The organism is Roseicyclus marinus (assembly GCF_036322625.1).
In the GTDB taxonomy this organism is placed as follows: domain Bacteria; phylum Pseudomonadota; class Alphaproteobacteria; order Rhodobacterales; family Rhodobacteraceae; genus Roseicyclus; species Roseicyclus marinus_A.
This window is the reverse complement of record NZ_AP027266.1, coordinates 2,114,252-2,137,612: the sequence shown is the minus strand read 5'-3', so window position 1 is coordinate 2,137,612 and position 23,361 is coordinate 2,114,252. Positions and strand designations below refer to the sequence as shown.

Below are 23,361 nucleotides of genomic sequence, written 5' to 3'. Positions count from 1 at the left end.
GGCTCATCCCAGAAACCTGTAATCGGTTTCGATCTGCTGCCCCAGGCGGGCGATGTCGGTCAGGAAATCGGTGATGAATTCGTGCAATCCATCCTCGAAAACGCGGTCGATCGTGCCATGGGTCAGCCGTGCCGCGATCACGTCGATCTGGTCGTGACAAGGGTGGCGCAAGCCGTAAGCGCGTTCCAGATAGCCCAGATTGGTGGCGATCTTGCCCACCGAAAACGCAAGGCTGCGCGGCATCCGCGTGTCGAAGATCAGGAAATCCGCGATCCCGATGGGGCTGGTTTCCCCTTGTGTGATCCAGCGATAGGCACGCATCCCCGCGACCGAGCGCAGGATCGTTTCCCATTGCACGTTGTCGAGGCTCGACCCGATCTGGCTGATCGACGGCAAGAGGACGTAGTATTTCACGTCCAGGATGCGCGCCGTATTGTCCGCGCGTTCGAGGAATGTGCCCAGGCGGCAGAAATCGAAGATGTCGTTTCTGAGCATCGTGCCGTGCATCGCGCCGCGCACCAAGGCCGATTGCTGGCGGATCAGCGCCAGAACCTCGGGCAGGTCGCGCGCGGACACGGGGCGGGCCAGTTCGCGCTTGAGGATCATGTAGGTGTCGTTGACCGCCTCCCAGACCTCGCGGGTGATGGCGGTGCGCACCAGGCGCGCGTTCATCCGGGCCGCGGCGATGGCCGACAGTACGGAGGACGGGTTCGACATGTCGCGCAGCATGAAGTCGATGGCCTTGGCGGCTTCGATCTGCTCGTGCTTCTGGAAATAGAGATGCGCGACGGCGGCGGTCTGCAGCACGCTTGTCCATTCGTCGTCATCGCCATCGGCCCGCGTCAGCGCGATGCGAAAGCCTGCCTCGATCAGGCGGGCGGTGTTTTCGGAGCGTTCGAGATAGCGGAACATCCAGAAGAGGCCGCCTGCGGTCTTGCCCAGCATCGCCCTATTCCTCCAGCACCCAGGTGTCTTTCGTGCCGCCGCCCTGCGACGAGTTCACGACAAGACTGCCCTTCTTGATCGCCACGCGGGTCAGCCCCCCCGGCGTGATCGAGATCTTGTCGGGCGCGACCAGAACGAAGGGGCGCAGATCGACATGACGCGGGGCCAGACCCGCCTTGGTCAGGATCGGCACGGTCGAAAGCGCAAGCGTGGGCTGGGCGATGTAATTGCCCGGTTTCGACATCAGTTTGGCCCGAAACGCCGCCAGTTCCTTTTTCGAGGCGGCAGGCCCCACCAGCATCCCGTAGCCGCCCGAGCCATGCACCTCCTTGACCACCAGCTCGCTCAGGTGGTCGAGCACATAGGCCAGCGCATCGGGTTCGGAACAGCGCCATGTCGGCACGTTTTGCAGGATGGCTTTCTCGCCGGTGTAGAATTCGACGATATCGGGCATGTAGCTGTAGATCGCCTTGTCATCCGCGATCCCCGTGCCCGGCGCATTGGCGATGGTGATGCCGCCCGCGCGGTAGACATCCATGATGCCCGGCACGCCCAGCATGCTGTCGGGGCGGAAATTGAGCGGGTCGAGGAAATCATCGTCGACCCGGCGGTAGAGCACATCGATGGGCTTGTAGCCTTGGGTCGTGCGCATCTGCACCTTGCCGCCGGTGATGCGGATGTCGTGCCCTTCGACCAGTTCCACGCCCATCTGGTCGGCCAGGAACGCATGTTCAAAATAGGCCGAGTTGTGGATGCCGGGCGTCAGAACCGCCACCGTGCAATCGGGCGAGCAATTCGGGGGCGCGCTGGCCGCAAGCGACCGGCGCAGGTCGCGCGGGTAATCGGACACCGGCTGCACCTTGACGCGGGTGAACAGCTCCGGGAACATCTGGAGCATGGTTTCCCGGTTCTCCAGCATGTAGCTGACGCCCGATGGCGTGCGGGCATTGTCCTCGAGCACGTAGAAATCATCTTCGCCTGTCCGCACCAGGTCCACGCCCACGATATGGGTGTAGACATTGCCGGGCGGGGCCATCCCGATCATCTGGGGCAGGAAGGCGTCGTTTTTCGCGATCAGCTCGACCGGCACGCGGCCTGCGCGCAGGATCTCCTGCCGGTGGTAGATGTCGTGGAGAAAGGCGTTGATCGCGCGCACGCGCTGCTCGATCCCGCGCGTCAACCGCGCCCATTCGCGGGCGGAAATGATCCGCGGCACGATGTCGAAAGGGATCAGCCGTTCATCGGCCTCGGCCTGGCCATAGACGTTGAAGGTGATGCCGGTGCGCCGAAAGAATTGTTCGGCATCCGTCGATTTCTTGCGCAGGTCGCGCAGATCCTCCGATCCGAACCAGCTGCAATATGTGTCGTAGGGCGGGCGCGGCGCACCGCCGGCGTTGTGCATCTCATCGAAAAAGCGTGGCGTATCGGTCATGTCATTCCGTCGAAAACCCTGTCCGTATAGGCGCAAAGCCCGCCGACGAGCGCCAGTGGCATGGCGGGCTTTGCGCAGCCCGACCTAGGCATTGCCCAGGGTTTAGGCAATTTGCCTAATTTTCAAGCCAAATGGTAACTGGCCCGTCATTGGTCAGCGTCACCGCCATGTCGGCCCCGAAGCGCCCGGTTTCGACCTTGGGGCCGAGGGCTGCGAGGGTGGCTGCGAAATGCTGGTAGAGCGTTTCGCCCAAGGCCGGATGGGCAGCGGTCGAAAAGCCGGGGCGGTTGCCGCTGCGGGTATCGGCGGCAAGGGTGAACTGGCTGACGACCAGGGCACCGCCGCCCGTATCCAGAAGCGAGCGGTTCATCTTGCCCGCCTCGTCCTTGAAGATGCGCAGCTTGGCCACCTTGGCGGCCAGGGCTTCGGCCTCGGCCTCGGTGTCGCCCTGCATCGCGCAGACAAGGATCAAGAGACCCGGCCCGGTCTGCCCGATCAGCATGCCCTCCACCTCGACGCGGGCCTGCGTGACGCGCTGGACCAGGGCCCTCATGCCAGATCCGCGCGATGCGGCGGGTTGGCCCCGGCGCGGGTGACGGTGACGGCGGCCGCGCGCACGCCCAGATCGAGCGCTGCGCGCAGCGTCTCGGGCTTCAGGCCTGCGCGCACCGATGCCTTGTCCAGCGCATCGGCATCGGCCAGCCCCGCAAGGAAGCCTGCGTTGAACGTATCCCCCGCGCCGACGGTATCGACCACCTCGACCTTTTGCGCCGGGGCATGAAGCGGCGCGCCCGCGCCAAAGGCCGTGACGCCCTCGGCCCCCTGGGTCACCAGGACCAGCGCGGGCCCCTTGGCCAGAAGGGCTGCGGCCAGATCGGGCAGGGGGCCAGCCCCCATCAGCCATTCCATATCCTCATCCGAGATCTTGACCACATCGGCGCTGGCCAAGAGCCGGTCCATCCGGGCGCGAAAGCGCGCCTCGTCGGCGATGAAACCGGGGCGGATATTGGGGTCGAGCATCACCAACCGGTCCGCACTCGCCCGCGCGGCAAGGGCCGCATAGGCTTCCGCACAGGGTTCCACGGCAAGGCTGATGCCCCCCAGGAACACGGCCCGAACCGCATCGGGCAGTGCGGGCAGATCGGCCTCCGTCAGCATGCGGCCTGCCGTGTTCTCGTCGTAGAAGGCGTAGCTTGCCTGCCCGTTCGTCAGCGTCACGAAGGCCAGCGTCGTCGGGCGGTCGGACCGCGCGGCAAGCCCGTGGTCGACGCCCGATGCCGTCAGAACAGCGGTCAGGCGTTCCCCGAACAGATCGGTCGAGATGCCGCTGAAAAACCGCGTCTCAAGCCCGAGCCGCGCAGAGGCAACGGCGGTGTTGAAGACGGAACCGCCGGGGTAGGGGGCAAAACCCGCCTCTCCGGCCTCGGTCTGTCTTGGCAGCATGTCGATCAGGGCCTCGCCCGCGCACAGGAGCATGGCATCTCTCCGCATCATTTCCCGCCTGCCTGACTAAGGCGCGAGAGCCCCATAGACCAGTCCCTTGTTGGCTGCTGCCTACTTGAACCCGGTCCCGCCGCCTTCGGCCATCCCGTAAAGATAGAGCCCCGCCCCGATCACGATGGCCGCAAGGATCACGGCGATCGTGATCTTGATCCAGGACCAGGGGCGTTCGCCCTGCACCTTTCCGGTCTGACCGTTCACGACGAAGCGATAGCTCTGCCCCCGGTACTTGTAGGCGGCGAGCCAGACCGGCAGCAGGACATGTTTGAAGGTCACGTCGTCGATACGGATCTGCATGTGGTCGATGCGCTGTTCGTCGCCGCCGATGTCGCGGCGGATGTCTTGCCGGATCTGCGCCTCCATCACCTGCTTGGCCTCTTCGAAGCCTTCGGCCAGCTCGACCTGGTAGCCCTCGGCCCGGAAGCCGGACAGGAATTCCGGCCTGTAGGCGTCAAGCTCGCTCAGGTCCCAGGGCGCCAGCCGGTCGGTGAAACGCTTGGGCAAGGACCGCGAGGCAAGGATCAGGATATCGTCGAAGAACCGCGCCACCCGGCCCGAGCGGCGGCTCCAGCGGATGCGTCGTTCCTGCCGCGATTTTCCGTCCGGCCCGCGCACGGTGACATAATAGGCATCGCCCCGCTGGCCGCGATAGTTCGTGGCCGTATCGGCGTCATAGGTCCAGTAGGGGACGTAGATGCCATCCATCTTGCGGCCCTTCTTGGCATACTCCTGCAACCCGTTGGGCGCGAACCACAGCCGCCCGAGCCAGCCGTTCATCGCCTCGTGGGCCTGTCTCTCGGTCAGTTTGAAGGGCAGCACGCCCTTTGGCTTGATGTGGCGATGGGTGCCCGTGTCGGCCACCACGGGGGTGGCGCAAAACGGGCATTCGGCGGAATGGGTCGCGCCCTCGAAACTGACCTGTGCGCCGCAAGACGGGCATTGGCTGACGCGGGTTTCCTCCATCTCCTGCGCGGGGAGCTGGGCCGCGATGGCCGCCTCGTAATCCAGTTCGACGAGCGCGGGGGCATCCCCGCCCCATGGGCCTGCGGCGCGGTCATCCTCGATCGGTTCCTCGTGGCCGCAATGGTCGCAGACCAGTTTCCCCTCCGTCGGCGCGAACCGCAGGTCCGAGCCGCATTGCGGGCAGGGAAAGCGGTGTTCATCCTCGGGGCGTGCCGCCTCTTTGGCATTGTCGAAACTGTCGGACATGATGGCTTTCGCGTCGTGGGGTCTGCTTTGGCGCGTCATGGGGCGTGCGCCGGGGCGGCCCGCATCCCGCGTGCCGCCCGTGTCGCGTCAGGGGTCACACGCCCGGCGGCGGGGGCGGCGGCATGACGGTGAAAAGCTGCGCGAGTTCCGGCACGTCATTGGCGATCTTCCAGCCGTCCTGACCGGCGGTCCAGACATGGGTCTGGCGGGTCAATTCGCCGCTTTGGGCCATGCGGCCAAGATCGGCCTTGGAAAACGGCCCGCTTGTCTGACCGTTCACCGCGATGTGCCAGACATGTTCGACGGGCGGGGGCGGCGGGGCTGCGGGTGCGGCGGCCCGGCCGCCCCCCATCGCCTGCGTCAGGCCCTGGGCCATCGCCATGCCCATCCCCATGCCCAGACCTTCGCCCATGCCGCCGCCGCCGGGGTTGTCGGCGGCAGCGCGCATCGCCTCGGCGGTCTGGAATTGGGTGTATTTGTTCAGATCGCCCACGACCCCCATCGAGGTCCGCTTGTCCAGCGCCTCTTCCACGGCGGGCGGAAGCGAGATGTTCTCGATGTAAAGCTCGGGCAGCGTCAGGCCGTATTCGGTGATCGTGGCCGAAATCCGGTCGGCGACGATCTTGCCGAATTCGCCGGTATTGGCCGCCATGTCGAGCACCGGGATGCCCGATCCCGCCACGACCTGGCTGAATTGCTGCACGATGATGTTGCGGATCTGGTTGGTGATCTCGTCGGTGGTGAATTCGCCATCCGTGCCCACGATCTCGGTCATGAAGCGCGCGGCATCGGCGACGCGCACCGTATAGGTGCCAAAGGCGCGGATGCGGGTCGGCCCGAATTCCGGGTCGCGCAGCATGATCGGGTTCTTTGTGCCCCATTTCAGATCGGTGAACCGTGCGGTCGAGATGAAGTAGATCTCGGATTTGAACGGCGAGGCGAACCCATGGTCCCAATGCTGGAGGGTCGTCATGATCGGCATGTTGTTGGTCTCGAGCATGTAGAGACCGGGGGTGAAGACATCCGCGAGCTGCCCCTCGTGGACGAAAACCGCCGTCTGCCCTTCGCGGACCGTCAGCTTGGCACCATACTTGATTTCATTGCCGTAGCGCTCGAACCGGTAGACCATCGTGTCGCGGGTGTCGTCGGTCCATTCGATGACATCGATGAACTGACCCCTGAGAAAATCCATGATCGGCATCTGGCAATCCCCTGTCGAAAAGGCTGTTTGTCGCGAAAGATGATACAGGCTGCCCGTCGGTGTCGCTACAGGCAATGCGGGCAAACTCGCGCTGCCCCGTGGTTGCGGTGATCGGGCAAAGGTATCAACTGGACCCTCCGACAAGCTCTTGGGCGATCTGGCGCAAAGTCGGGCGCGCCTCTTCGGGGCGCAGGCCGGGGCTCAGGCGCGGATCGTAGAGCATCTGCAAAAGCAATTCGTCATGCCGTGTCAAAAGCGCGAATTCCTCGTCGTCGTTGAAGATCGACGGGCGCGCGGCGGGGCTGTCATTGGGCAGGCCCAAGCCTTGGGCGACTTCCTCGTGAACGCAGGAGCGGCGCAGAAGTGACGGGTGTTCGTCACGGATGATGGCAATGGCCGCCACATAGACGGAGCGGCCGCCAGCCTCGGAAAAGGCGTAGACCGAACAGAAGGTCGACCGTGGCAGGTTCTCGATCTCGGCCACGACCTCCGCGCCGATGCCGGGCACAAGGCTGCGCACCAGATCGCCCACCTCGCGCAGATCGTCCCGGCCAAGGTAGAGCACATGGAAATTGCCCCCTGTCCGCACGGTCGAGACGGGATGACCCGTCGCGCGGGCAAGCCGCGTGGCATAGGTGGTCAGGATCGCCCGATCCTCGGCCTGCTGCGCAGGATCGACCAAGCGGCCGAAATGGGGCTGTATGCGCACGGGCTGTTCCCAGCGGCGCAGGCGCGCAGGCGTCTGTTGCTGCACGAAACGCCCGCCGATCAGGGCATATTCGTCGTAAAGCGCGATCCGTTCGAAATTGGCCGCCAGCATCGCGGCGGAAAAGGGGGCATCCCTTTGGCCGCTGTCGGTGCGCAGCAATCCATCTTGCGTCAGCCGAACCTCGATCCCCTGATAATAGCGCGCAAGGGCAAGGCTTTCGGGGGATTGTTGCGGCGCCTCGACCCGTTCTTCGGGTCGGGGCGAGATGTCGGGCGGCGCGACGGCAGACACGCAGCCCGACACCGCAAGGGCCGCTGCACTCAACAAGACAAGGGATTTGCGCAGCGGCATCATGCGGATCAGGGGGCAGGGGGCGGCGTTGCGCCCGAGCCGGTCGCACCCGATGCCGCCTGCGAGGCGCGCGCGGAGGCAGCCGAGAGCGTGTCGCGCAATTCCGCCTCCATCCGCTGCATTTCGGCTTCGGCCTCGGCCCGGCGGCGCTTGCCCTCGTCGGCGATCTGGAGGCTTTCCTCGATCGTGGCGATCAGCTCGGCATTGGCGGCCTTGACCGCCTCGATGTCGAAAACGCCACGTTCCATTTCCTCGCGCACGATCCGGTTGCTTTCGCGCAGGTTGGCCGCGTTTTGCTGCAACAGCTCGTTGGTCAGGTCGGTCGCCTCGCGCACCGCGCGGGCCGCTTCGGTCGAGCGCTGGATCGTGACCGCCTGCGCCAGCTGCGTTTCCCACAGCGGCACGGTATTCACGAGGGTCGAATTGATCTTGGTGACAAGGCTCTTGTCGTTTTCCTGAACCAGCCGGATCGAGGGCAGGGATTGCATCGTGACCTGCCGCGTCAGTTTCAGGTCATGCACGCGGCGCTCCAGATCGTCGCGGGCGGCGCGCAGGTCGCGCAATTCCTGCGCCTTGATGACCTGGTCATCCTCGGGGGCGGCCTGCACCTCGGCCTCCTTGGCGGGGATCGTGTCCTGATCCAGCTCGCGCAGTTTTTCCTCGCCCGCGGCGATGTAGAGCGCGAGCTCGTGGTAGAAATCGAGCGTCTTTTCGTAGAGCTTGTCGAGCGACTTGATGTCTTTCATCAAGGTATGCTCGTGGCTGAGCAGGTTCTCGGTGATGCGGTCGATCTGGTCCTGCACCTGTTCGTAGCGCGCCATGAAATTGTGGATCGGCTTGGCCTTGCCGAACAGGCGTTCCCACCAGCTCTGCTTGCGGTTGGGGTCCAGTTCATCGACCGAAAAGCCCCGGATCGTGCCCACGATCTCGCGCAAGCTGTCGCCTGCGGGGCCAACATCCTTGTTCTTGACGCCTTGCAGCATCGCCTGGCTGATCTGCTGCAATTCGGCCTGCGCCGCCGAGCCGAAGGTGACGATGGAATTCGTGTCGGTCATGTCGATCTCGGCCACGCGCTTGCGGATTTCCTCGGCGGTGGGGGCGTCTGCCTCGGGCAGGGGCACAAGATCGGCCGAAGGTTCGAGCAGAACCACGGCGTTGATTTCCTCGACGAGCTTGGTCGCTTCTTCGGCCTGTTGGCGGATGGTCGTGGTCATTTTCTTGGTCCTTATCCCTCGATACGCAGGTTTTCGCGGGTCAATCGGTCCCTCAGGACCTCGATCTCCACGTCGAAATTGGTGCGGTCATCGGTCAACATGGCCGTTGTCCGCTTGGCGAAATTGGTTTCCATATCCGTCAGGAACGCCTCGTAATCGGCGCGGACCTGCGTGTCGCGGCCCCGCGCATAAAGCTCGACGAATTGCACCGTCGCATCCCGCGCCCCTTGCAGGTAGACGCCAAGATAGCGCCGCGCTGCGGTCAGATCGCGCGGATCGGCTTCGACCTGCCGGAACATCTGGCGGACGGTTTCCTCGAAGGCCTGAACCCGCGCCTCCAGCTGGCGGTCGCGCGCGCGCTTGATGGCGTCGGTCATCTGGGCCAGCACCGCTTCGGCCTCCTCGATCTTGCGGGCGATGCGGTCGGTTTCGCGGCGGTCGAGCCCTTCGAGCCCCTTGTCCGACAGGGGATCAAGCCCGAAGGAGGCAAGATGAAGCGCCCCCGCGATCAGGCCCATGATGAGGGCTGCGGCCATGTTCCACTGACCGCCAAAGATCAAAAGCCCAACGCCCGCCCCCGTCAGGACGGAACCGAAGATCTTGCGCGGGATGGCGGGGCGGCGAGCCACCTTGCGTTCGTCAAAGGCATCCTCGGCCCGGACCCCGTCGCGCGTCAGCCATGCCGACAGCATCAGCGCCGCAGCCCCTGCCAGATCGACCGCCAATCCCGACACCGGTTGAAACAGGGCGACACCTGCCGCAACCAGCGGCAAAAGGAACAAGATGTTGAGCTTGGCCCCGTGCCGCATGGGTTTGCGGCCTTTGAAACTTGGCACTTCGAGCCGTTGTGCCGTCACCGTTTCGCGCGGTCTGCCGGCGTCGCGCGGGCCGGTGGGGCTGAATTCTCCGCCAAAGCGTTTCGACATCTCTAGAGCACCCCGAAGCCGCCGAAAGCGGCCATGACGGTGACAACGACGAGGGCAAAAAAGGCCGCGCCCTGCAAGAAACTGGAACTCATCTCGACCCCATTGGTTAGTCGTCGCCCTCGATCGTTACGTTAGGAAGCTTTTTCCACAAAAACCAGATGTTCTAAGGGCAGGTGGTGGTTTCCCGCCGTTCGGATCACATCGGCATTGCGCGCCGTTGTCACAAGGGGGACAGCTGCGGGGCCGGTGCTCTGCCGCTTTGCCGCGGGGCTGGACGGGGCAGGCTTGCGCGCAGGGCAGGCAGCGGATCACGCCGCGAGGGATCGCACAAGTCCCTGTAAAGGGGGAATAATCCCGGGCGCAGGTAGGTCGACCAATGGCACACGCGCGTCGCGGGCGGTCGGGTAGGATAGCCCGCAGAGGCGAGGACCGCCAAGCTCTGCGGGCAATCGACCCGCAGATCGGTCCAGCCCGGATGCCCCGATAGCCCCGAGGAAATCGGCCAGTCGCGCACCGATGGGGCCGCAACGCCGAGGCGGAAAAGCGCATCGAAAAGCGCGTTTTCGCGGGTGGTCACATTCACGATCTCGACCCCGCGCGCACCGGGGCCGGCCATCGCGCACTGGGCATGGCTGCGGTATTCTGCCCCTGACATCAAGATGATACGGCGGATCGCCCCCGGGCCCACATGCGCCAATGCCGCCAGCGCGACACGGGCGCCGAGCGAATGGGCAAGGATATGGACCGCCAGATCGGGGCGCAGCGCGCGGATCGCCGTGATCAGGCCCGCAAGGCTGCGCCCGATGCCGAAAGCGCGCCGCGCGACCTGGGGCAAGTTTCCGCGCGCATGCCAGCCAAAGCCGAGGCCCAAACCGGCGCCGGGTCGGTCCAGCCGGAGGTGTCGGGGCCAGCTGACGGCCTTCCAGCAGCTGCGCGCGGGGGTCAGTGACAAGATGTGGTGGTGGGGGTCTTCGCCCGCCACCCATGGCGAGAAGCGGAAGCCGTGGATCATGATCACGACGGGCGCGTTGCGGGGCAGGGCGATCAGGCTCTCTGCCAGTGGCGTGGCAGAGCTCCAGCCCGTTTCCGTCGCGTTCACGGACACCAGCGCCATGCCGATCCCCCCTACCATATCTGGGGGGTGTTCTAGGCGGTTTGCGCGACACCGGCGTTAAGGTGGCGCGACAGATGCGTGACAGCTCAAAGCTTGCCGAAAGGTTAGCAAACCGGCCCGTTTCTTGCCGAAAGGTTCACAAACCGAGCTTGGCCGTTACCAATTCGTTGACGGCGGCGGGGTTCGCCTTGCCGCCTGTCGCCTTCATCACCTGGCCCACGAACCAGCCCGCGAGCTTGGGGTTCTGCTTGGCCTTTTCGACCTGCGCGGGGTTCTCGGCGATGATCTGGTCGACGGCGGCTTCGATCGCGCCGGTGTCGGTCACCTGCTTCATCCCGCGCGCCTCGACGATCTGGGCCGGATCGCCGCCTTCGGTATAGACGATCTCGAAGAGGTCCTTGGCGATCTTGCCCGAGATGTCGCCCGATTTGATCAGCCGGATGATGCCGCCCAGCTGCGCGGGGCTGACGGGGCTTGCGGTGATGTCGGCCTCGTCCTTTTTCAGACGGCCAAAGAGCTCGTTGATGACCCAGTTCGCGGCCATCTTGCCGTCACTGTTTTGCGTTTGCGCGCCCTCCGGCGCGACATCGGCCACCACCGCTTCGAAGTAATGGGCGGCATCCAGATCGGCGGTCAGAACGCTCGCGTCGTAATCCGACAAGCCGTAATCGCCCAGGAAACGCGCCTTTTTCGCGTCGGGCAATTCGGGCAGGTTGGCCGCGATGTCATCGACCCAGGCCTGTTCGATCTCGAGCGGCAGCAGATCGGGATCGGGGAAGTAGCGGTAATCATGCGCCTCTTCCTTGGAGCGCATGGAGCGCGTCTCGCCCTTGTCGGGATCGTAGAGGCGGGTTTCCTGATCGATCTTTCCGCCCGCTTCCAGAATGGCGATCTGGCGGCGCGCCTCGTAGTCGATGGCGGCTTGGATAAAGCGCAGCGAGTTCATGTTCTTGATCTCGCAGCGCGTGCCGAGATGGCTGAAATCCTGGCTGTCCTGGTAACGCTCATAAGCGCCGGGCAGACAAACGGAGACGTTCACATCCGCGCGCAGGTTGCCGTTTTGCATGTTGCCGTCGCAGGTGCCCAGGTAGAGCATGATCTGGCGCAGCTTGGCGACATAGGCCGCCGCCTCTTCGGGGCCGCGAATGTCGGGGCGGCTGACGATTTCCATCAACGCCACGCCGGTCCGGTTCAGATCGACGAAGGAGAGCGCCGGGTCCATGTCATGGATCGATTTGCCCGCATCCTGTTCGAGATGGATGCGTTCGATCCGCACGATCCGCGCGGTGCCATCGCCCAGTTCCACGAGCACTTCGCCCTCGCCCACGATGGGGTGGTAGAGCTGGCTGATCTGGTAGCCCTGCGGCAGGTCGGGATAGAAGTAATTCTTGCGGTCGAAGGCCGAGCGCAGGTTGATCGCGGCCTTGAGCCCCAGACCCGTGCGCACGGCCTGGGCCACGCAGAATTCGTTGATCACGGGCAACATGCCGGGCATGCCCGCATCGACGAAGGCGACGTTGGAATTGGGTTCCGCGCCAAAGCGGGTCGAGGCCCCCGAGAAGAGCTTGGATTGCGAGGAAACCTGGGCATGAACCTCCATGCCGATCACCAGTTCCCAATCGTGTTTCGCGCCCGCGATCACCTTGGGTTTCGGGGTCTGATAGGTCAGGTCGAGCATCCGTGCCTCCGTCAGCCGTGCGGGATGCGTTTAGGTCAGCGCGCGCAGCGGGGCAAGGCCCGCCGCCATGGCCGGATCGGCGGTTGACCGCCGAAAAGACTGCCCCGCGGCCTGCGCGCTTGCCAGGGGGCGCTGTGCGCGCCCACAGGATGGCGTCCGTAACAGTCCAGGTCCCCTGTCGCATGACCCCATTCCGTTTCGCATCCCTTGCAGCCCTTGGCCTGTTCATGTCGTCTTGCGGGGCGATTTCGGCCGATCGCACGCTCGAGACCACGGCGATGGCCTGGGACCATGTGCCCCAATCGCAGGAATGGGAGGCGCGGGGTTTTGCGGCGCTCGACACCCATGCCGCCGTCCTGCCCGATTTGGTGCCCGCCGATATCGACGCGTGGTGCCCCGGTTACCCGGATGCGACCGAGGAAGAGCGCGCCGCCTTTTGGCTCGGGCTTTTGTCGGCGCTGGCACGCCATGAAAGCACGTGGAACGAACGGGCCGTGGGCGGGGGCGGGCGCTGGTTCGGGCTGGTGCAGATCAGCCCCGCCACCGCACGGCATTACGGCTGCGCGGCCACGAGCGGGGATGCATTGCTCGATGGCGGGGCCAATGTCAGCTGCGCGCTGAGGATCTGGGCCACGACCGTGCCGCGCGATGGCGTGATCTCGGAAGGGACGCGGGGGGTTGCGGCCGATTGGGGGCCGCTCCATCCCAGCCAGGCCAGCAAGCGCGAAGAGATCCGCAACTGGGTCAGCAGCCAGGCCTATTGCCAGTCCTGAGACGCGCGATCGCGGGGCCCTGCGCGCGTTTTCCTTGCAAGACAGGGTTCGGGCAGGCAATCTCGACCGGGTGCGCTGCCTGGGGAGGAGACGCGTGACGCGGTTTTGCGTCCTGTTCGTTGTTGGTCTTGCCTTGTCCGGCGTCAGGCTCGTGCTGCCGGCAGGAGCAGAACCTCTGCCCGCGTCGGAGGCGTCGGGCTCCGTCACGGTGGCGCAGATGCAGGCCGCCTTTCCCGATCCGCCCCGCATTGTCCCGCGCCCGCGCCCCGGCGACAGGCCGCTGGGCCGGATCGCGCTGGCCCCCGACCGCAGCCTCAGGCCAAGGATGCGCGACAGCTGGGACATTCCGCGCCTGCGCTGGGACGCGCATCCGCGCGGGCCTCGCTGGAGCGCCGCCGTCATGTCCGCGCTGCGCGGGCCGGGGGCGCCCCTGCTCGACGTGGTGCCGCGCGACATCGCGGAGTGGTGCCCGGCCTATCCGGGGGGCGATCCCGAACAGCGCGCGGCCTTTTGGGCGGGGCTGGTATCGACGCTGGCCTGGCATGAAAGCACCCATGATCCGCGTGCCGTGGGCGGCGATGGGCGCTGGTTCGGGCTGGTGCAGATCGCGCCGGGCACCGCGCAATGGCGCAATTGCCAGGTCGGCACCGGCGAGGCGCTGCTCGACGGGCCCGCCAATCTGCGCTGCGGCATCCGCATCATGGCGATCACCGTGCCGCGCGACGGCGTGATCGCCGAGGGGATGCGCGGGGTCGCCGCCGATTGGGGCCCGTTCCATTCCCGCCGCAAGCGGGAGGACATGCGCAACTGGGTCCGGGGGCAGGACTATTGCCGCCTGCCTCTCCGTCCCGTGATGCGGCCCGACAATGCCCCGTCTGCCCCCGGTCGCATGGCCCAGCCACCGCGCCCGCGCCCCGGTCCGCCGGAGGCCCGCCAGATCGCCGCGCGCTGAGCCGCTGTCCGTCTTGCCCGATGCGGACTTGCCCGTCGTGCTGTCGCGCGGTTAGATCGGGACAGATCAGCAAGGACCGACGATGCCCCGCTACGAATACAAGCTCGTTCCCGCCCCCCAGAAAGCCAGCCGGCACAAGGGCCTGAAAGGGGCCGCGAATTTCGCGGCGACGCTCGAGGATGTGATGAACGCCATGGGCGCGAAGGGTTGGGATTACCTGCGGGCCGATATCCTGCCCGAAGAGGTGCGCAAGGGGCTGATGTCGCGCACGACGACCTATCGCACGCTTCTGGTGTTCCGGCGCGCCCTGCCCGAGGGGGCGGAAACGCCCCGTGCTCGGGTCGAGGCCCCGCCCTTGCGCCGCGAGGTGGCGCGCGAGGACGACGCCCCCGCAGAGGAAGCGAGCCTTGCCAATCTCTTCGCCCCCGCGCCCGAGGAGGGGCGCAAGGAGAGCGGCGCGTGACGGCACGGGACCGCAGCGCGCTCCAACCTTTTGATGTCGCATGTCCGGGGCGCGCAAACCCGGTTCCCACCTTTGCGCGATAGGCTCTAATCGCTGACGCTCAGCCCCAGCGCGTGGATTTCCGCGACCAGCTCCTTGCCAAGTGCTGCATGGATTGCCCGGTGGCGCGCGATGCGGTTCAACCCGGCAAAGGCATCGGCCGCGATCGTCACGTGGAAATGGCTTTCGCCCCCGTCCTGGTAGCCCGCATGGCCGCGGTGGCGCTCGCTTTCATCCACCACCTCCAGGAGCCGCGGCTGGAAGGCGTCGCGAAGCCGGGCTTCGATCCGTTGGGTTCGTGTCATGTTTTTCACCTTTTCCCGCCCGGGGCCCTTCACCTTGCCGTCCAAAACCCTAAACTCCCGCTTCCGAGTCGAAAAGGGGAGCGCGATGCCTGACAAGGACCCGTTCAATTTCGACCTCCGCGTGTCCACCGACAAGAAGAAGCGCCGCTCGGGTCGGCGCGGCATGTCGGGGGCCTTCGAAACCTCGCAGCGCGTCTGCGAGGCCGAGGGATGCGAGGAGGTCGGCCAGTACCGCGCGCCCAAGAGCCCGGACAATCTGGAGGAATACAAGTGGTTCTGCCGCGAGCATGTGCGCGAGTACAATCTCAAGTGGAACTTCTTCGAAGGCACGACCGAGGCCGAGATGGAAGCCCAGCTCGACCGCGACCGGGTCTGGGACCGTCCCACCAAGCCCTTCAAGAAATCGGTCGAGGAACGCGCCTGGGCGCGGCTCGGCGTCGATGACGCCCACCAGGTGCTGGGCGGCAATGCCACGCGCAACCCCGGGCGCAGCAACGGGGCGGGGCGCAAGCTGCCGCCCACCGAGCGCAAGGCGATCGAGATCCTCGAGGCCAAGGACAGCTGGACCAAGACCGAGATCCGCAAGAGCTACAAGGCGCTGATCAAGATCCTGCACCCCGACATGAATGGCGGCGACCGCTCCGACGAGGAACGCCTGCAGGAAGTCGTCTGGGCCTGGGACCAGATCAAGGACAGCCGGAACTTCGCCGATTGAGCGCGCCCGGGCTTTTCATCTTGGCAAGAAAACTCCCGCCGGAGGCTCCCGCAGGGGCCAGCTTCCGCCCCTTTCCCGATAGGTCCCACCGCCGCCACGGGGCCCGCGCCGCGCAAGCGGCGCGCGCCCGGGCGACGGCAAGGCCGGCGCAAAAGATGATCGCCCCATGCCCGACACCCGCATCAGAACCCTGATCCTCGGCGCAGGTGCCGCGGGGATGATGTGTGCCGCCCATGCAGGGCCGGGCACGCTGGTCGTCGATCATGCGGGCGCGCCGGGCGAAAAGATCCGCATCTCGGGCGGCGGGCGCTGCAATTTCACCAATCTCAACACCGAACCCGCCAATTTCCTGTCGGGAAACCCCCATTTCTGCAAATCCGCGCTCAGCCGCTACAGCCCCTGGGATTTTCTCGATCTTGTCGGGCGGCACGCCATTCCCTGGCATGAAAAGACGCTGGGCCAGCTGTTTTGCGACCGCTCCGCCAAGGATATCATCGCCATGCTCCGCGCCGAGATGGACCGGGCGGGGGCAGATCTGTGGCTGCGGACCGAGATCGGGGAGATCGCGCATCGCGACGGGCGCTTCCACGTCGCCCTGACGCGGGAGGGGCGGGAATGCCCGGTCGTGGCCGATCACCTGGTGCTCGCCACGGGGGGCAAGTCGATCCCCAAGATGGGGGCGACGGGCCTTGCCTACCGGATCGCCGAAGATTTCGGCCACAAGATCACCGAAACGCGGCCCGCGCTTGTGCCGCTCACCTTTGACGCGGCGCAAAAGGCGGTTTTCGCGGGGCTTGCGGGCAGTTCGGTCGCGGCGCGCGTCCGTTGCAACGGCGCGGGGTTCGAGGAGGCGGTGCTGTTCACCCATCGCGGATTGTCGGGACCGGCGATCCTTCAGGTGTCGAGCTATTGGCGCGAGGGCGACCGGATCGCGCTGCGGCTGTGCCCCGATCTCGACCTCTATGACCATCTGCGCGCGCGCCGGGCCGAGGCCGGGGGGCGGGCGCTGGGCACGATCCTTGCCGAAATCCTGCCCAAGGCGCTGGCGCGTCACCTGTCCGAGGATTGGGGCCTGTCGGGCAACCTTGCCGATCAATCCGATGCCGCCCTGCGCCAGCTGGCCGACAGGTTGGAAAACTGGATGCTCGCCCCGACCTCGTCGGAGGGTTACCGCACGGCCGAGGTGACGCTGGGCGGCGTGGCGACGGACAAGATCAGCTCGGCCACGATGGGGTCGCGTCTTGTGCCCGGCCTATACGTGATCGGGGAGGCGCTCGATGTGACGGGCTGGCTCGGGGGCTACAATTTCCAATGGGCCTGGGCCTCGGGCGTGGCGGCGGGCCGGGCGATCGCTGCCGCCTGAACGGGGGGTCAGCCGCGCCAGAAGGCGGCGGTGAAGAGCACGAAGACGGCCAGCAATTCCAGCCGCCCGATCAGCATGGCAAAGATCATGATCCATTTGGCCGAGGTCGGGAAGGCGTCCATCGCGCCGGTGGGGCCCACCTCGGGGCCGAAGGCGGGGCCGATATTGGCGACCGATGTCCAGGCGGCGGTGATCGCGGTCTGGGTCGCCATACCCGTGAGCGACAGGGCCACGGCCACGACCCCGAGCGTCAGGAAGAAGAGGACGGTGAAGGTCATCACGGAATCGATGACGTCCCGATCGATCTGGCGCCCGTCGAGGCGCGGCGTCGTCACCGTGCGCGGGCTGACCAGAAGGCGCAGCTGGCTGATCAGCGCCTCCTTCAGCACGAGATAGCGGAAGATCTTGACCGAACATCCCGTGGAGGCGGTGCAGCCCCCGATCAGCCCCGCCACGAAGAGGATGGCAAAGGCGAAACTGCCCCAGGCCGTCACATCGACGCTGGCATAGCCCGTCCCGGTCCAGAGCGTCACGAGGTTGAAGGCGCTTTCGCGGAAGGCGGGTTCCAGCGGGTAATCCAGCGCGAAGACCTGCCAGAGCGTCAGGACGAGGATGGCATAGGCCATCCAGCGCAGGAAGGCGCGCACCTGCACATCGTGCAACAGTGCCAGCCGGTTGCCATTGGCGAACTGGATGAAGCGGATGAAGGGCACGGAGGCGAGGATCATGAAGATCACGGCGGCATATTCCGCAAGCCCCGAGAAGGCCGCGAAACTGCGATCCGTGGTCGAAAAGCCGCCCGTCGAGAGCGTGGTGAGCGCATGGACCGTCGCCTCGTACCAGTTCATGCCGAGCGCGCCATAGGTCGCGGCGCAGGCCAGGGTGAGGACGACATAGGCCTGGATCAGCCCGCGCGAGATGTCGATGGTGCGAGGCAGGACCTTGCCCAAAGTGTCGAAGCCTTCGGAGCGGAAGAACTGCATCCCCCCCACCCGCATCACGGGCAGGAACAGAAGCGCCACGATGACGATCCCGAGGCCGCCCAGCCATTGCAGGATGCCACGCCACAGGTTCACCCCGCGCGGCAGGGCGTCGAGACCGGGAAAGACGGTGGCCCCGGTCGTGGTCATGCCCGAGACCGCCTCGAAATAGGCGTCGGTGATCGAGACATCGGGTTCGCCGAGCATCAGGGGGATCGCGCCCACCATGGGCAGGACGACCCATGTCGCCGTGGTGAGCAGGAAGGCTTCGCGCACGCTCATCTGGCGCAGGTCGAAATTGGCCGAAGCCAGCGCCACGCTGCCCCCGAGCGCGATGGCCACGGCGGCCGAGACCGCGAAAGCCTGCCAGTTGCGGTTGCCGTCGGCGAGGTCGAGCGCCATCGGGAACAGCATCGCCACCCCCATCACGATGGTCAGGAGGCCAAGCACATATCCGACGGGGCGCGGGTCGAGCATGGGGCGGAGCGTTGGCGCGCGCGTCCACCGCTGTCAAGCAAACGGGCCGGGGCAGGGGCGGCACGGGCCGCGAAAGTGATTGAAATATCGCCCAAAGCTGTGTCACGCTTGGCGCGATTTCCATCCATGCCGTGCCCGTGCCGGGCAGTATCGGGCAGGATCGTGCCAGCCAAGGGGGGCTTTCGGGCCTTCCGTCGCCAGACAGGGACAAGGACCGTGGCCCAGATTGCGGACAAGACCGGGTCGAAAAAGACCCTGACGGATAGCGATATTTCCACCTATCAGCGCCGCAGCGGCCCCTCGGGCGGGGTGGTCGGCACGGATGCCGATGCGCATGTCACGCCGCAGGCGGGCCATGATGCCGATGTAATGCCGAAGGCGGGCCATGATGTTGATGCCGCGCCCAAGGCGCACAGCGATGCCGATGCCGCGCCCGCGCGCGACCGGGACGCCTGAGACAGCTTAGACGAGGGACAACCGACACAATCCTGGGGAGGAACACGGGATGACGGACGACACGGACGGCAAGGCGGGCAAGGGCGGGTCGTCCCCGCCCACGCTGACGGACGAGAACATCAAGACGCGCCACGGCATGGACCGGCGGTTGCTGCTGCGGGGTTTCGGGATCGGAACCCTGGGGCTGGGCATGGCGGGCGTTGCGGGCTGCGTGCCCACGACCACGACCACCATCGTCACTTCGCGCTCGGGATGGACTGACAGCGACAATGGTCCGATCCTCGATCCGGGCGGCAACGGGCGCGGGCCGCGCCACGGGCGCTACACCGGCTGGACCGACAGCGACAATGGCCCGATCCTCGATGCAGGCGGGCAGGGGCGGGGACCGCAGCGCTACGGCTGAGGGCGCGTGTTAGAGCGCGTCGCGTTCAAGCGCCGCCCTCTAACCCTTTGATGTCGCATGTCCGGGGGGCGCAAAACCGGTTCCCACTTTTGCGCGACATGCTCTACATCACGCAGACATGAAAAGGGGCGCGTCCCGGTGCCGGGCGCGCCCCTTTGTCATTATGGCATTGGCCTCAGCCGCGGTGGATCAGGCTGGCGAACAGATGCGGATCGAGGCTGGCCTGGGCGAATGTCTCGCCCTCGGTCAGGAGGCTTACGGCATCGTGGCTGTGCAGGCTTTCCTGGTGGCTGGCGGCGACCCGGAAATCGCCCACGCGCGGATCGGCATGCAGGCGTTCGGCAAAGAGCCGTGCCGCATCCTCGACAAAGATCGGGTTGGCGGCGTTGAGCTCGGCGAAAGCCTGTTCATCCTCGCGCTTGACCATGACCTGCGTTTCGGTCGGCACGGCATCGCGCGCCATCTCGATCAGATCCTCGAACCAGAGGCAGGGCTGACCTTCGGCCAGTTCCACGGAAATCCGCGCGACCGAGCGCTGCGAATGGGGCGTGGCCAGCTGGTTGCGGGTCGCGCGGGCATGTTCGGACAATTCCAGCGAACAGGGGCAGGTCGAGGAATAGACGTAATCGAGATGCACGAGTTTCTGGCGCAGGCCGCCGCGTTCCACCAGTTCCAGCGCGATGTCGTAATACTGGTAACCCGACAGCCCCGAGCGCAGGCTCGCGACCTTGGCCGGGAAGGACAGGCGCATCTGGATGCGGGCATCGAAGCTTTCGAGGTCGGATTTGTAATCCTCGAGCGCGGCCTCGATCACCTCGAAGGAAAAGGTCTTTTCGGCATGGGTATAGAAGGACCGCATGATGCGGCTCATGTTGATGCCCTTCTTGTCCGCCTCGAGGCTGACGGTGCCGGTGACGCTGGTCTCCAGCGTCAGATCCCCGTTGTCGCGGGTGTGGTAGCGGATCGGCAGGCGGAAATTCGAGATGCCCACATGCTGGATCTGGCGGTTCGCGCCCTTGATCAGCGAGGAGGGGCCGTTTTGCAGATCGGGCAAACCGTCCTTGTAGGCGGCGTCGACGGTGAAATCGGCCGGATAGCGGCGTTCGAACACGGGATAGGCAGGGGCGGCAAGCCGCGTCACCGCCGGGTCGAGGGCCGAGATCTCTTCGGGGGATGCAGTTTCCATCCATGCCTTGAGACGCGCCAGCGCGGTTTCAAGCTCTGCGCGGCTTGGCGTTTCGGTCATCTCGGTCACATGGATGTTCATGGTCGTTCCCTTTCCGTCCGGCACGAAGCCGCAAGATAGGCGCGCCACCGGCACTTCCCAATCTTGTCGTGCATTTTTTTTACGCTAATGCGACGGGATCGGATCAGGAAAAACGACCAGGTTCAGGTGGATTGCGATGTGGGCCTGCCTCAGGCCGCGTGGCAGAGGCCCGGTCCCAGATCCTTGGACATGATCGCATTGGGCAGATGCTGGCCGTTCAGCGCCACCGCGCGCCGTTCCACCACGCGCCAGCCGCGCCGGCCAAAGAAGCGTTCGGCCAGAAGGCTCGCCCCGGTTTCAAGCCGTGTGAGGCCCGCGGCCCGCGCGCGCCCCTCGAGCACGGCATAGAGCGTTTCGGCCACGCCCTGTCCCATCGCCTCGGGCGCGACATAGGCGAAATCGATCCAGCCCGTGCCGGCATCGAGCGTCATGAAGCCCAGGAGCCGTTCGGCCCGTTCGGCGACCACCGTCTGTGCCTCGACGAGGCGGCGGCGCCATTCCTCGCCGCTGGGGGGCGCGGGAGACCATGCGGCGCGCTGTTCAGGATCGTAGTGGCCTGCCGCCCCCTCGCGCACGGCGCGGTGGTAGAGGGCGGCCAGCTCCGGCGCGTCGGTGACGCGGCAGGGCCGGATGATCAGCCCGTTCATGCGCCCGCCGCCCCCTTTTGTGCCGCGTCAAGCGCCGCCGACAGATCCGCGATCAGATCCTCGGGATCCTCGAGCCCCACCGAGAGCCGCACCAGGCCCCGCGTGATCCCCAGACCCTCGCGCTGTTCTTCGGTCAGGCGCTGATGGGTCGTGGTCGCGGGATGGGTGATGATGGATTTCGCATCGCCCAGATTGTTCGAGATGGTCACGATCTTCAGCGCGTTGAGAAAGCGGAAGGCCGCGTCCTGCCCGCCCGCGACCTCGAGCGCGATCATGGTGCCGCCCGTCTCCATCTGGGCGCGGGCCAGCGCGTGATGGGGATGGCTGGGCAGGCCCGGATAGATCACGCGCGACAGCCCCGGCAGGGTTTCGAGCGCGGTGGCGATGCGATGCGCGCTGTCGGCCTGCGCCCGGCAGCGCAATTCGACCGTTTCGAGCGATTTGAGCATCACCCAGGCGTTGAAGGGCGACATCGCCCCGCCCGTATGCTTGAGATAGGGTTCGACCACCTTGCGGATATAGTGTTTCGAGCCAAGGATCACGCCGCCAAGGCAGCGGCCCTGCCCGTCGATATGCTTGGTGGCCGAATAGACCACCACATCCGCGCCAAGCCCGAGCGTGTCCTGAAAGACGGGCGTGGCAAAGACATTGTCCACGATCACGAGCGCGCCCACCGCATGGGCAAGCCGGGACACGGCGGCGATGTCGATGACCTCGAGCGTCGGGTTCGAGATCGATTCGAAAAACACCGCCTTGGTGCCGGGGCGGATCGCCGCCTCCCATTGCGCCAGATCGGTGCCGTCGACGAAACTGACCTCCACCCCGTAGCGGGTCAGAACCTCTTCGAGGATATAGAGGCAGGAACCGAAGAGCGCGCGCGCGGCCACGACATGATCGCCCGCGCGCAGCATCGACACGAGCGCCGCATTGACCGCCGCCATGCCGCTGGCCGTGGCAAAGGCATCCTCGGCCCCTTCGAGGGAGGCGATGCGATCCTCGAACATGGCGACGGTCGGATTGCCGTAGCGGCCATAGATGAATTCGTCGGGCCCGATCTCGACAAAGCGCGCCTCGGCGGCTTCGGCGCTGTCATAGACGAATCCCTGCGTCAGGAAGATCGCCTCGCTCACCTCGCCATATTGGCTGCGGCGGGTGCCCGCATGGACGGCGCGGGTGCGCTTGCGCAGGGTTTTCAGGTGGTTGGCATCGGCCATGGCCCCGTTCCTCTCCTCTCATGCCCCGGCATTGCGCCGGTGGCGGACATGGTCGGGGGCGAGCGGTCAGGCTGGGCGTCCTCGACCTCTTTAGCGGCTTGTTTAACGTGGCCCGCAATCCGGTTCACAAATCACCACGCGCGCTGGCTACGCCGCCCGTGGCCTTGCGTCAAGCGCGCTTGGCTGTGGGCAGGCTGCCATGGGGCTGCTAGGGTCCTTGCCATGGCAATTATCGTGGACAGGTCAGGGATGGGGCAGGGCGCAGGCATCGCATCGGGCAGGCTCGTCGCGCTCGATCTGGCGCGCAGTGCGGCGCTTCTGGCGATGGCGGTGTTCCATTTCGTCTTTGACCTCGAGCTTTTCGGCTTTGTCGCCCCCGGCACGACCATGCTGCCCTTCTGGCGCTGGCTGGCCTATCTGACGGCGGGGTCTTTCCTGTTTCTCGTCGGCGTGGGGCTGGTGCTGGGCCATGGGCGGGGCATCCGCTGGCGGGGGTTTTTCCGGCGCTTTGCCAGGATCGCGGGGGCTGCCGCGCTCATCACGCTGGCGACATGGATCGCCATGCCCGATGTCTTCATCTTTTTCGGCATCCTGCATTGCATCGCCGCGGCAAGCCTTCTGGGACTGGTCTTTCTGCGCCTGCCCGTGCCGATCCTGCTGGCGCTTGGGGCCTTCGTCTTGTGGCTGCCCAATGCGATGCGCTTTGCGGCCTTTGACGCGCCGTGGTTCTGGTGGACGGGGTTGCAGGCCGTGGGGCTGCGCTCGGTCGATTACCTGCCGATCTTTCCCTGGTTCGCCCCGGTCCTGTTCGGCATCGCGGCGGCGCGCCTGATGGACAGGGCGGGGCTTTGGGACAGGCTCGCGCGCTGGCAGGCGGGCGCCATGGCGCGCGCCCTCGCCTTTGCGGGGCGGCACAGCCTCGCGGTCTACCTGATCCACCAGCCTGTGCTGATCTCGCTTGTCTGGCTTGCCGCCCAGCTGCGCGGCTGATCCTTCATCTTTCTCCAAATATGCAAGACAGGACCGCG

Annotated in this window: 24 protein-coding genes and 1 riboswitch; of the genes, 8 read left to right on the top strand and 16 right to left on the bottom strand. The window is 65.9% G+C overall.

Annotation, left to right across the window (positions count from 1 at the left end; translation table 11 throughout):
- Positions 1–3: 3 nt before the first annotated feature.
- From AABA51_RS10180 to gatB, 11 genes are all read right to left on the bottom strand, one after another.
- The gene (locus AABA51_RS10180; protein ID WP_338271672.1) at positions 4–945 is read right to left on the bottom strand and encodes an alpha-E domain-containing protein; all 942 of its coding nucleotides are present in this window, start codon (positions 943–945) and stop codon (positions 4–6) included.
- A gap of 4 nt (positions 946–949) precedes the next feature.
- Positions 950–2,377, bottom strand: coding sequence for a circularly permuted type 2 ATP-grasp protein (locus AABA51_RS10175; protein WP_338271671.1), 1,428 nt, complete (start codon positions 2,375–2,377; stop codon positions 950–952).
- 115 nt (positions 2,378–2,492) lie between these two features.
- Positions 2,493–2,930, bottom strand: a complete 438-nt coding sequence (dtd, locus tag AABA51_RS10170; protein WP_338271670.1) for a D-aminoacyl-tRNA deacylase — start codon at positions 2,928–2,930, stop codon at positions 2,493–2,495.
- Positions 2,927–3,853, bottom strand: a complete 927-nt coding sequence (locus AABA51_RS10165; RefSeq protein ID WP_338276524.1) for a carbohydrate kinase family protein — start codon at positions 3,851–3,853, stop codon at positions 2,927–2,929. The genes dtd and AABA51_RS10165 overlap by 4 nt, the downstream gene beginning before the upstream one ends.
- 78 nt (positions 3,854–3,931) lie before the next feature.
- Positions 3,932–5,086 carry a TFIIB-type zinc finger domain-containing protein gene (locus AABA51_RS10160; protein ID WP_338271669.1) on the bottom strand — a complete coding sequence of 385 codons (1,155 nt, stop codon included), beginning with the start codon at positions 5,084–5,086 and terminating at the stop codon, positions 3,932–3,934.
- A 94-nt stretch (positions 5,087–5,180) separates the two neighbouring features.
- Positions 5,181–6,287, bottom strand: a complete 1,107-nt coding sequence (locus tag AABA51_RS10155) for an SPFH domain-containing protein (RefSeq protein WP_338271668.1) — start codon at positions 6,285–6,287, stop codon at positions 5,181–5,183.
- Between the two features lie 124 nt (positions 6,288–6,411).
- Positions 6,412–7,350 carry a DUF2927 domain-containing protein gene (locus AABA51_RS10150; RefSeq protein ID WP_338271667.1) on the bottom strand — a complete coding sequence of 313 codons (939 nt, stop codon included), beginning with the start codon at positions 7,348–7,350 and terminating at the stop codon, positions 6,412–6,414.
- A gap of 5 nt (positions 7,351–7,355) precedes the next feature.
- The gene (locus AABA51_RS10145; protein ID WP_338271666.1) at positions 7,356–8,561 is read right to left on the bottom strand and encodes a toxic anion resistance protein; all 1,206 of its coding nucleotides are present in this window, start codon (positions 8,559–8,561) and stop codon (positions 7,356–7,358) included.
- An 11-nt stretch (positions 8,562–8,572) separates the two neighbouring features.
- Complete coding sequence (locus tag AABA51_RS10140; protein ID WP_338271665.1) at positions 8,573–9,487, bottom strand: 5-bromo-4-chloroindolyl phosphate hydrolysis family protein; 915 nt, start codon at positions 9,485–9,487, stop codon at positions 8,573–8,575.
- Between the two features lie 220 nt (positions 9,488–9,707).
- Positions 9,708–10,601 carry an alpha/beta fold hydrolase gene (locus AABA51_RS10135; RefSeq protein ID WP_338271664.1) on the bottom strand — a complete coding sequence of 298 codons (894 nt, stop codon included), beginning with the start codon at positions 10,599–10,601 and terminating at the stop codon, positions 9,708–9,710.
- 136 nt (positions 10,602–10,737) lie between these two features.
- Positions 10,738–12,279 (bottom strand): Asp-tRNA(Asn)/Glu-tRNA(Gln) amidotransferase subunit GatB, encoded by a 1,542-nt coding sequence (gene gatB, locus AABA51_RS10130; RefSeq protein WP_338271663.1) that lies wholly within the window; start codon positions 12,277–12,279, stop codon positions 10,738–10,740.
- Between the two features lie 182 nt (positions 12,280–12,461).
- Between gatB and AABA51_RS10125 the strand changes: the two genes are divergently transcribed.
- From AABA51_RS10125 to AABA51_RS10115, 3 genes are all read left to right on the top strand, one after another.
- The gene (locus AABA51_RS10125; RefSeq protein ID WP_338271662.1) at positions 12,462–13,052 is read left to right on the top strand and encodes a transglycosylase SLT domain-containing protein; all 591 of its coding nucleotides are present in this window, start codon (positions 12,462–12,464) and stop codon (positions 13,050–13,052) included.
- A 94-nt stretch (positions 13,053–13,146) separates the two neighbouring features.
- The gene (locus tag AABA51_RS10120; RefSeq protein ID WP_338271661.1) at positions 13,147–14,004 is read left to right on the top strand and encodes a transglycosylase SLT domain-containing protein; all 858 of its coding nucleotides are present in this window, start codon (positions 13,147–13,149) and stop codon (positions 14,002–14,004) included.
- An 82-nt stretch (positions 14,005–14,086) separates the two neighbouring features.
- A complete protein-coding gene (locus AABA51_RS10115) occupies positions 14,087–14,467 on the top strand; it encodes a DUF4177 domain-containing protein (RefSeq protein WP_338271660.1) in 381 nt (126 codons plus the stop codon).
- Positions 14,468–14,553: 86 nt separating this feature from the next.
- Here AABA51_RS10115 and AABA51_RS10110 read toward each other — a convergent pair whose 3' ends face one another.
- Positions 14,554–14,811, bottom strand: a complete 258-nt coding sequence (locus AABA51_RS10110; protein ID WP_338271659.1) for a BolA family protein — start codon at positions 14,809–14,811, stop codon at positions 14,554–14,556.
- A gap of 85 nt (positions 14,812–14,896) precedes the next feature.
- Between AABA51_RS10110 and AABA51_RS10105 the strand changes: the two genes are divergently transcribed.
- Entirely contained in the window at positions 14,897–15,526 is a 630-nt protein-coding gene (locus tag AABA51_RS10105) for a DnaJ domain-containing protein (RefSeq protein WP_338271658.1), read from the top strand.
- Positions 15,527–15,692: 166 nt separating this feature from the next.
- Positions 15,693–16,889: an NAD(P)/FAD-dependent oxidoreductase gene (locus tag AABA51_RS10100; protein ID WP_338271657.1), complete on the top strand. Its 1,197-nt coding sequence runs from the start codon at positions 15,693–15,695 to the stop codon at positions 16,887–16,889.
- 8 nt (positions 16,890–16,897) lie between these two features.
- On the opposite strand, the gene AABA51_RS10095 is transcribed toward AABA51_RS10100, so the two are convergent.
- Positions 16,898–18,346, bottom strand: coding sequence for a TrkH family potassium uptake protein (locus AABA51_RS10095; RefSeq protein WP_338271656.1), 1,449 nt, complete (start codon positions 18,344–18,346; stop codon positions 16,898–16,900).
- A gap of 216 nt (positions 18,347–18,562) precedes the next feature.
- On the opposite strand from AABA51_RS10095, the gene AABA51_RS10090 reads away from it, so the two are divergent.
- Positions 18,563–18,802, top strand: a complete 240-nt coding sequence (locus AABA51_RS10090; protein ID WP_338271655.1) for a hypothetical protein — start codon at positions 18,563–18,565, stop codon at positions 18,800–18,802.
- A gap of 49 nt (positions 18,803–18,851) precedes the next feature.
- Positions 18,852–19,205: a hypothetical protein gene (locus AABA51_RS10085; protein WP_338271654.1), complete on the top strand. Its 354-nt coding sequence runs from the start codon at positions 18,852–18,854 to the stop codon at positions 19,203–19,205.
- Positions 19,206–19,380: 175 nt separating this feature from the next.
- Here AABA51_RS10085 and folE2 read toward each other — a convergent pair whose 3' ends face one another.
- From folE2 to metZ, 3 genes are all read right to left on the bottom strand, one after another.
- Complete coding sequence (gene folE2, locus AABA51_RS10080; RefSeq protein WP_338271653.1) at positions 19,381–20,472, bottom strand: GTP cyclohydrolase FolE2; 1,092 nt, start codon at positions 20,470–20,472, stop codon at positions 19,381–19,383.
- 149 nt (positions 20,473–20,621) lie between these two features.
- Entirely contained in the window at positions 20,622–21,119 is a 498-nt protein-coding gene (locus AABA51_RS10075) for a GNAT family N-acetyltransferase (RefSeq protein WP_338271652.1), read from the bottom strand.
- The gene (gene metZ / locus AABA51_RS10070; protein ID WP_338271651.1) at positions 21,116–22,333 is read right to left on the bottom strand and encodes an O-succinylhomoserine sulfhydrylase; all 1,218 of its coding nucleotides are present in this window, start codon (positions 22,331–22,333) and stop codon (positions 21,116–21,118) included. The genes AABA51_RS10075 and metZ overlap by 4 nt, the downstream gene beginning before the upstream one ends.
- 69 nt (positions 22,334–22,402) lie before the next feature.
- Positions 22,403–22,481: riboswitch (SAM riboswitch) on the bottom strand.
- 74 nt (positions 22,482–22,555) lie between these two features.
- Between metZ and AABA51_RS10065 the strand changes: the two genes are divergently transcribed.
- Entirely contained in the window at positions 22,556–23,323 is a 768-nt protein-coding gene (locus tag AABA51_RS10065; protein WP_338271650.1) for a heparan-alpha-glucosaminide N-acetyltransferase, read from the top strand.
- Positions 23,324–23,361 lie beyond the last annotated feature (38 nt).

Bases quoted from the DNA above. Each gene is read 5' to 3' on its own strand.
- AABA51_RS10180 (WP_338271672.1), bottom strand. From the start codon at position 945: ATGCTGGGCAAGACCGCAGGCGGCCTCTTCTGGATGTTCCGCTATCTC.
- AABA51_RS10175 (WP_338271671.1), bottom strand. From the start codon at position 2,377: ATGACCGATACGCCACGCTTTTTCGATGAGATGCACAACGCCGGCGGT.
- dtd (WP_338271670.1), bottom strand. From the start codon at position 2,930: ATGAGGGCCCTGGTCCAGCGCGTCACGCAGGCCCGCGTCGAGGTGGAG.
- AABA51_RS10165 (WP_338276524.1), bottom strand. From the start codon at position 3,853: ATGCTCCTGTGCGCGGGCGAGGCCCTGATCGACATGCTGCCAAGACAG.
- AABA51_RS10160 (WP_338271669.1), bottom strand. From the start codon at position 5,086: ATGTCCGACAGTTTCGACAATGCCAAAGAGGCGGCACGCCCCGAGGAT.
- AABA51_RS10155 (WP_338271668.1), bottom strand. From the start codon at position 6,287: ATGCCGATCATGGATTTTCTCAGGGGTCAGTTCATCGATGTCATCGAA.
- AABA51_RS10150 (WP_338271667.1), bottom strand. From the start codon at position 7,350: ATGATGCCGCTGCGCAAATCCCTTGTCTTGTTGAGTGCAGCGGCCCTT.
- AABA51_RS10145 (WP_338271666.1), bottom strand. From the start codon at position 8,561: ATGACCACGACCATCCGCCAACAGGCCGAAGAAGCGACCAAGCTCGTC.
- AABA51_RS10140 (WP_338271665.1), bottom strand. From the start codon at position 9,487: ATGTCGAAACGCTTTGGCGGAGAATTCAGCCCCACCGGCCCGCGCGAC.
- AABA51_RS10135 (WP_338271664.1), bottom strand. From the start codon at position 10,601: ATGGCGCTGGTGTCCGTGAACGCGACGGAAACGGGCTGGAGCTCTGCC.
- gatB (WP_338271663.1), bottom strand. From the start codon at position 12,279: ATGCTCGACCTGACCTATCAGACCCCGAAACCCAAGGTGATCGCGGGC.
- AABA51_RS10125 (WP_338271662.1), top strand. From the start codon at position 12,462: ATGACCCCATTCCGTTTCGCATCCCTTGCAGCCCTTGGCCTGTTCATG.
- AABA51_RS10115 (WP_338271660.1), top strand. From the start codon at position 14,087: ATGCCCCGCTACGAATACAAGCTCGTTCCCGCCCCCCAGAAAGCCAGC.
- AABA51_RS10110 (WP_338271659.1), bottom strand. From the start codon at position 14,811: ATGACACGAACCCAACGGATCGAAGCCCGGCTTCGCGACGCCTTCCAG.
- AABA51_RS10105 (WP_338271658.1), top strand. From the start codon at position 14,897: ATGCCTGACAAGGACCCGTTCAATTTCGACCTCCGCGTGTCCACCGAC.
- AABA51_RS10100 (WP_338271657.1), top strand. From the start codon at position 15,693: ATGCCCGACACCCGCATCAGAACCCTGATCCTCGGCGCAGGTGCCGCG.
- AABA51_RS10095 (WP_338271656.1), bottom strand. From the start codon at position 18,346: ATGCTCGACCCGCGCCCCGTCGGATATGTGCTTGGCCTCCTGACCATC.
- AABA51_RS10085 (WP_338271654.1), top strand. From the start codon at position 18,852: ATGACGGACGACACGGACGGCAAGGCGGGCAAGGGCGGGTCGTCCCCG.
- folE2 (WP_338271653.1), bottom strand. From the start codon at position 20,472: ATGAACATCCATGTGACCGAGATGACCGAAACGCCAAGCCGCGCAGAG.
- AABA51_RS10075 (WP_338271652.1), bottom strand. From the start codon at position 21,119: ATGAACGGGCTGATCATCCGGCCCTGCCGCGTCACCGACGCGCCGGAG.
- metZ (WP_338271651.1), bottom strand. From the start codon at position 22,333: ATGGCCGATGCCAACCACCTGAAAACCCTGCGCAAGCGCACCCGCGCC.
- AABA51_RS10065 (WP_338271650.1), top strand. From the start codon at position 22,556: ATGGCAATTATCGTGGACAGGTCAGGGATGGGGCAGGGCGCAGGCATC.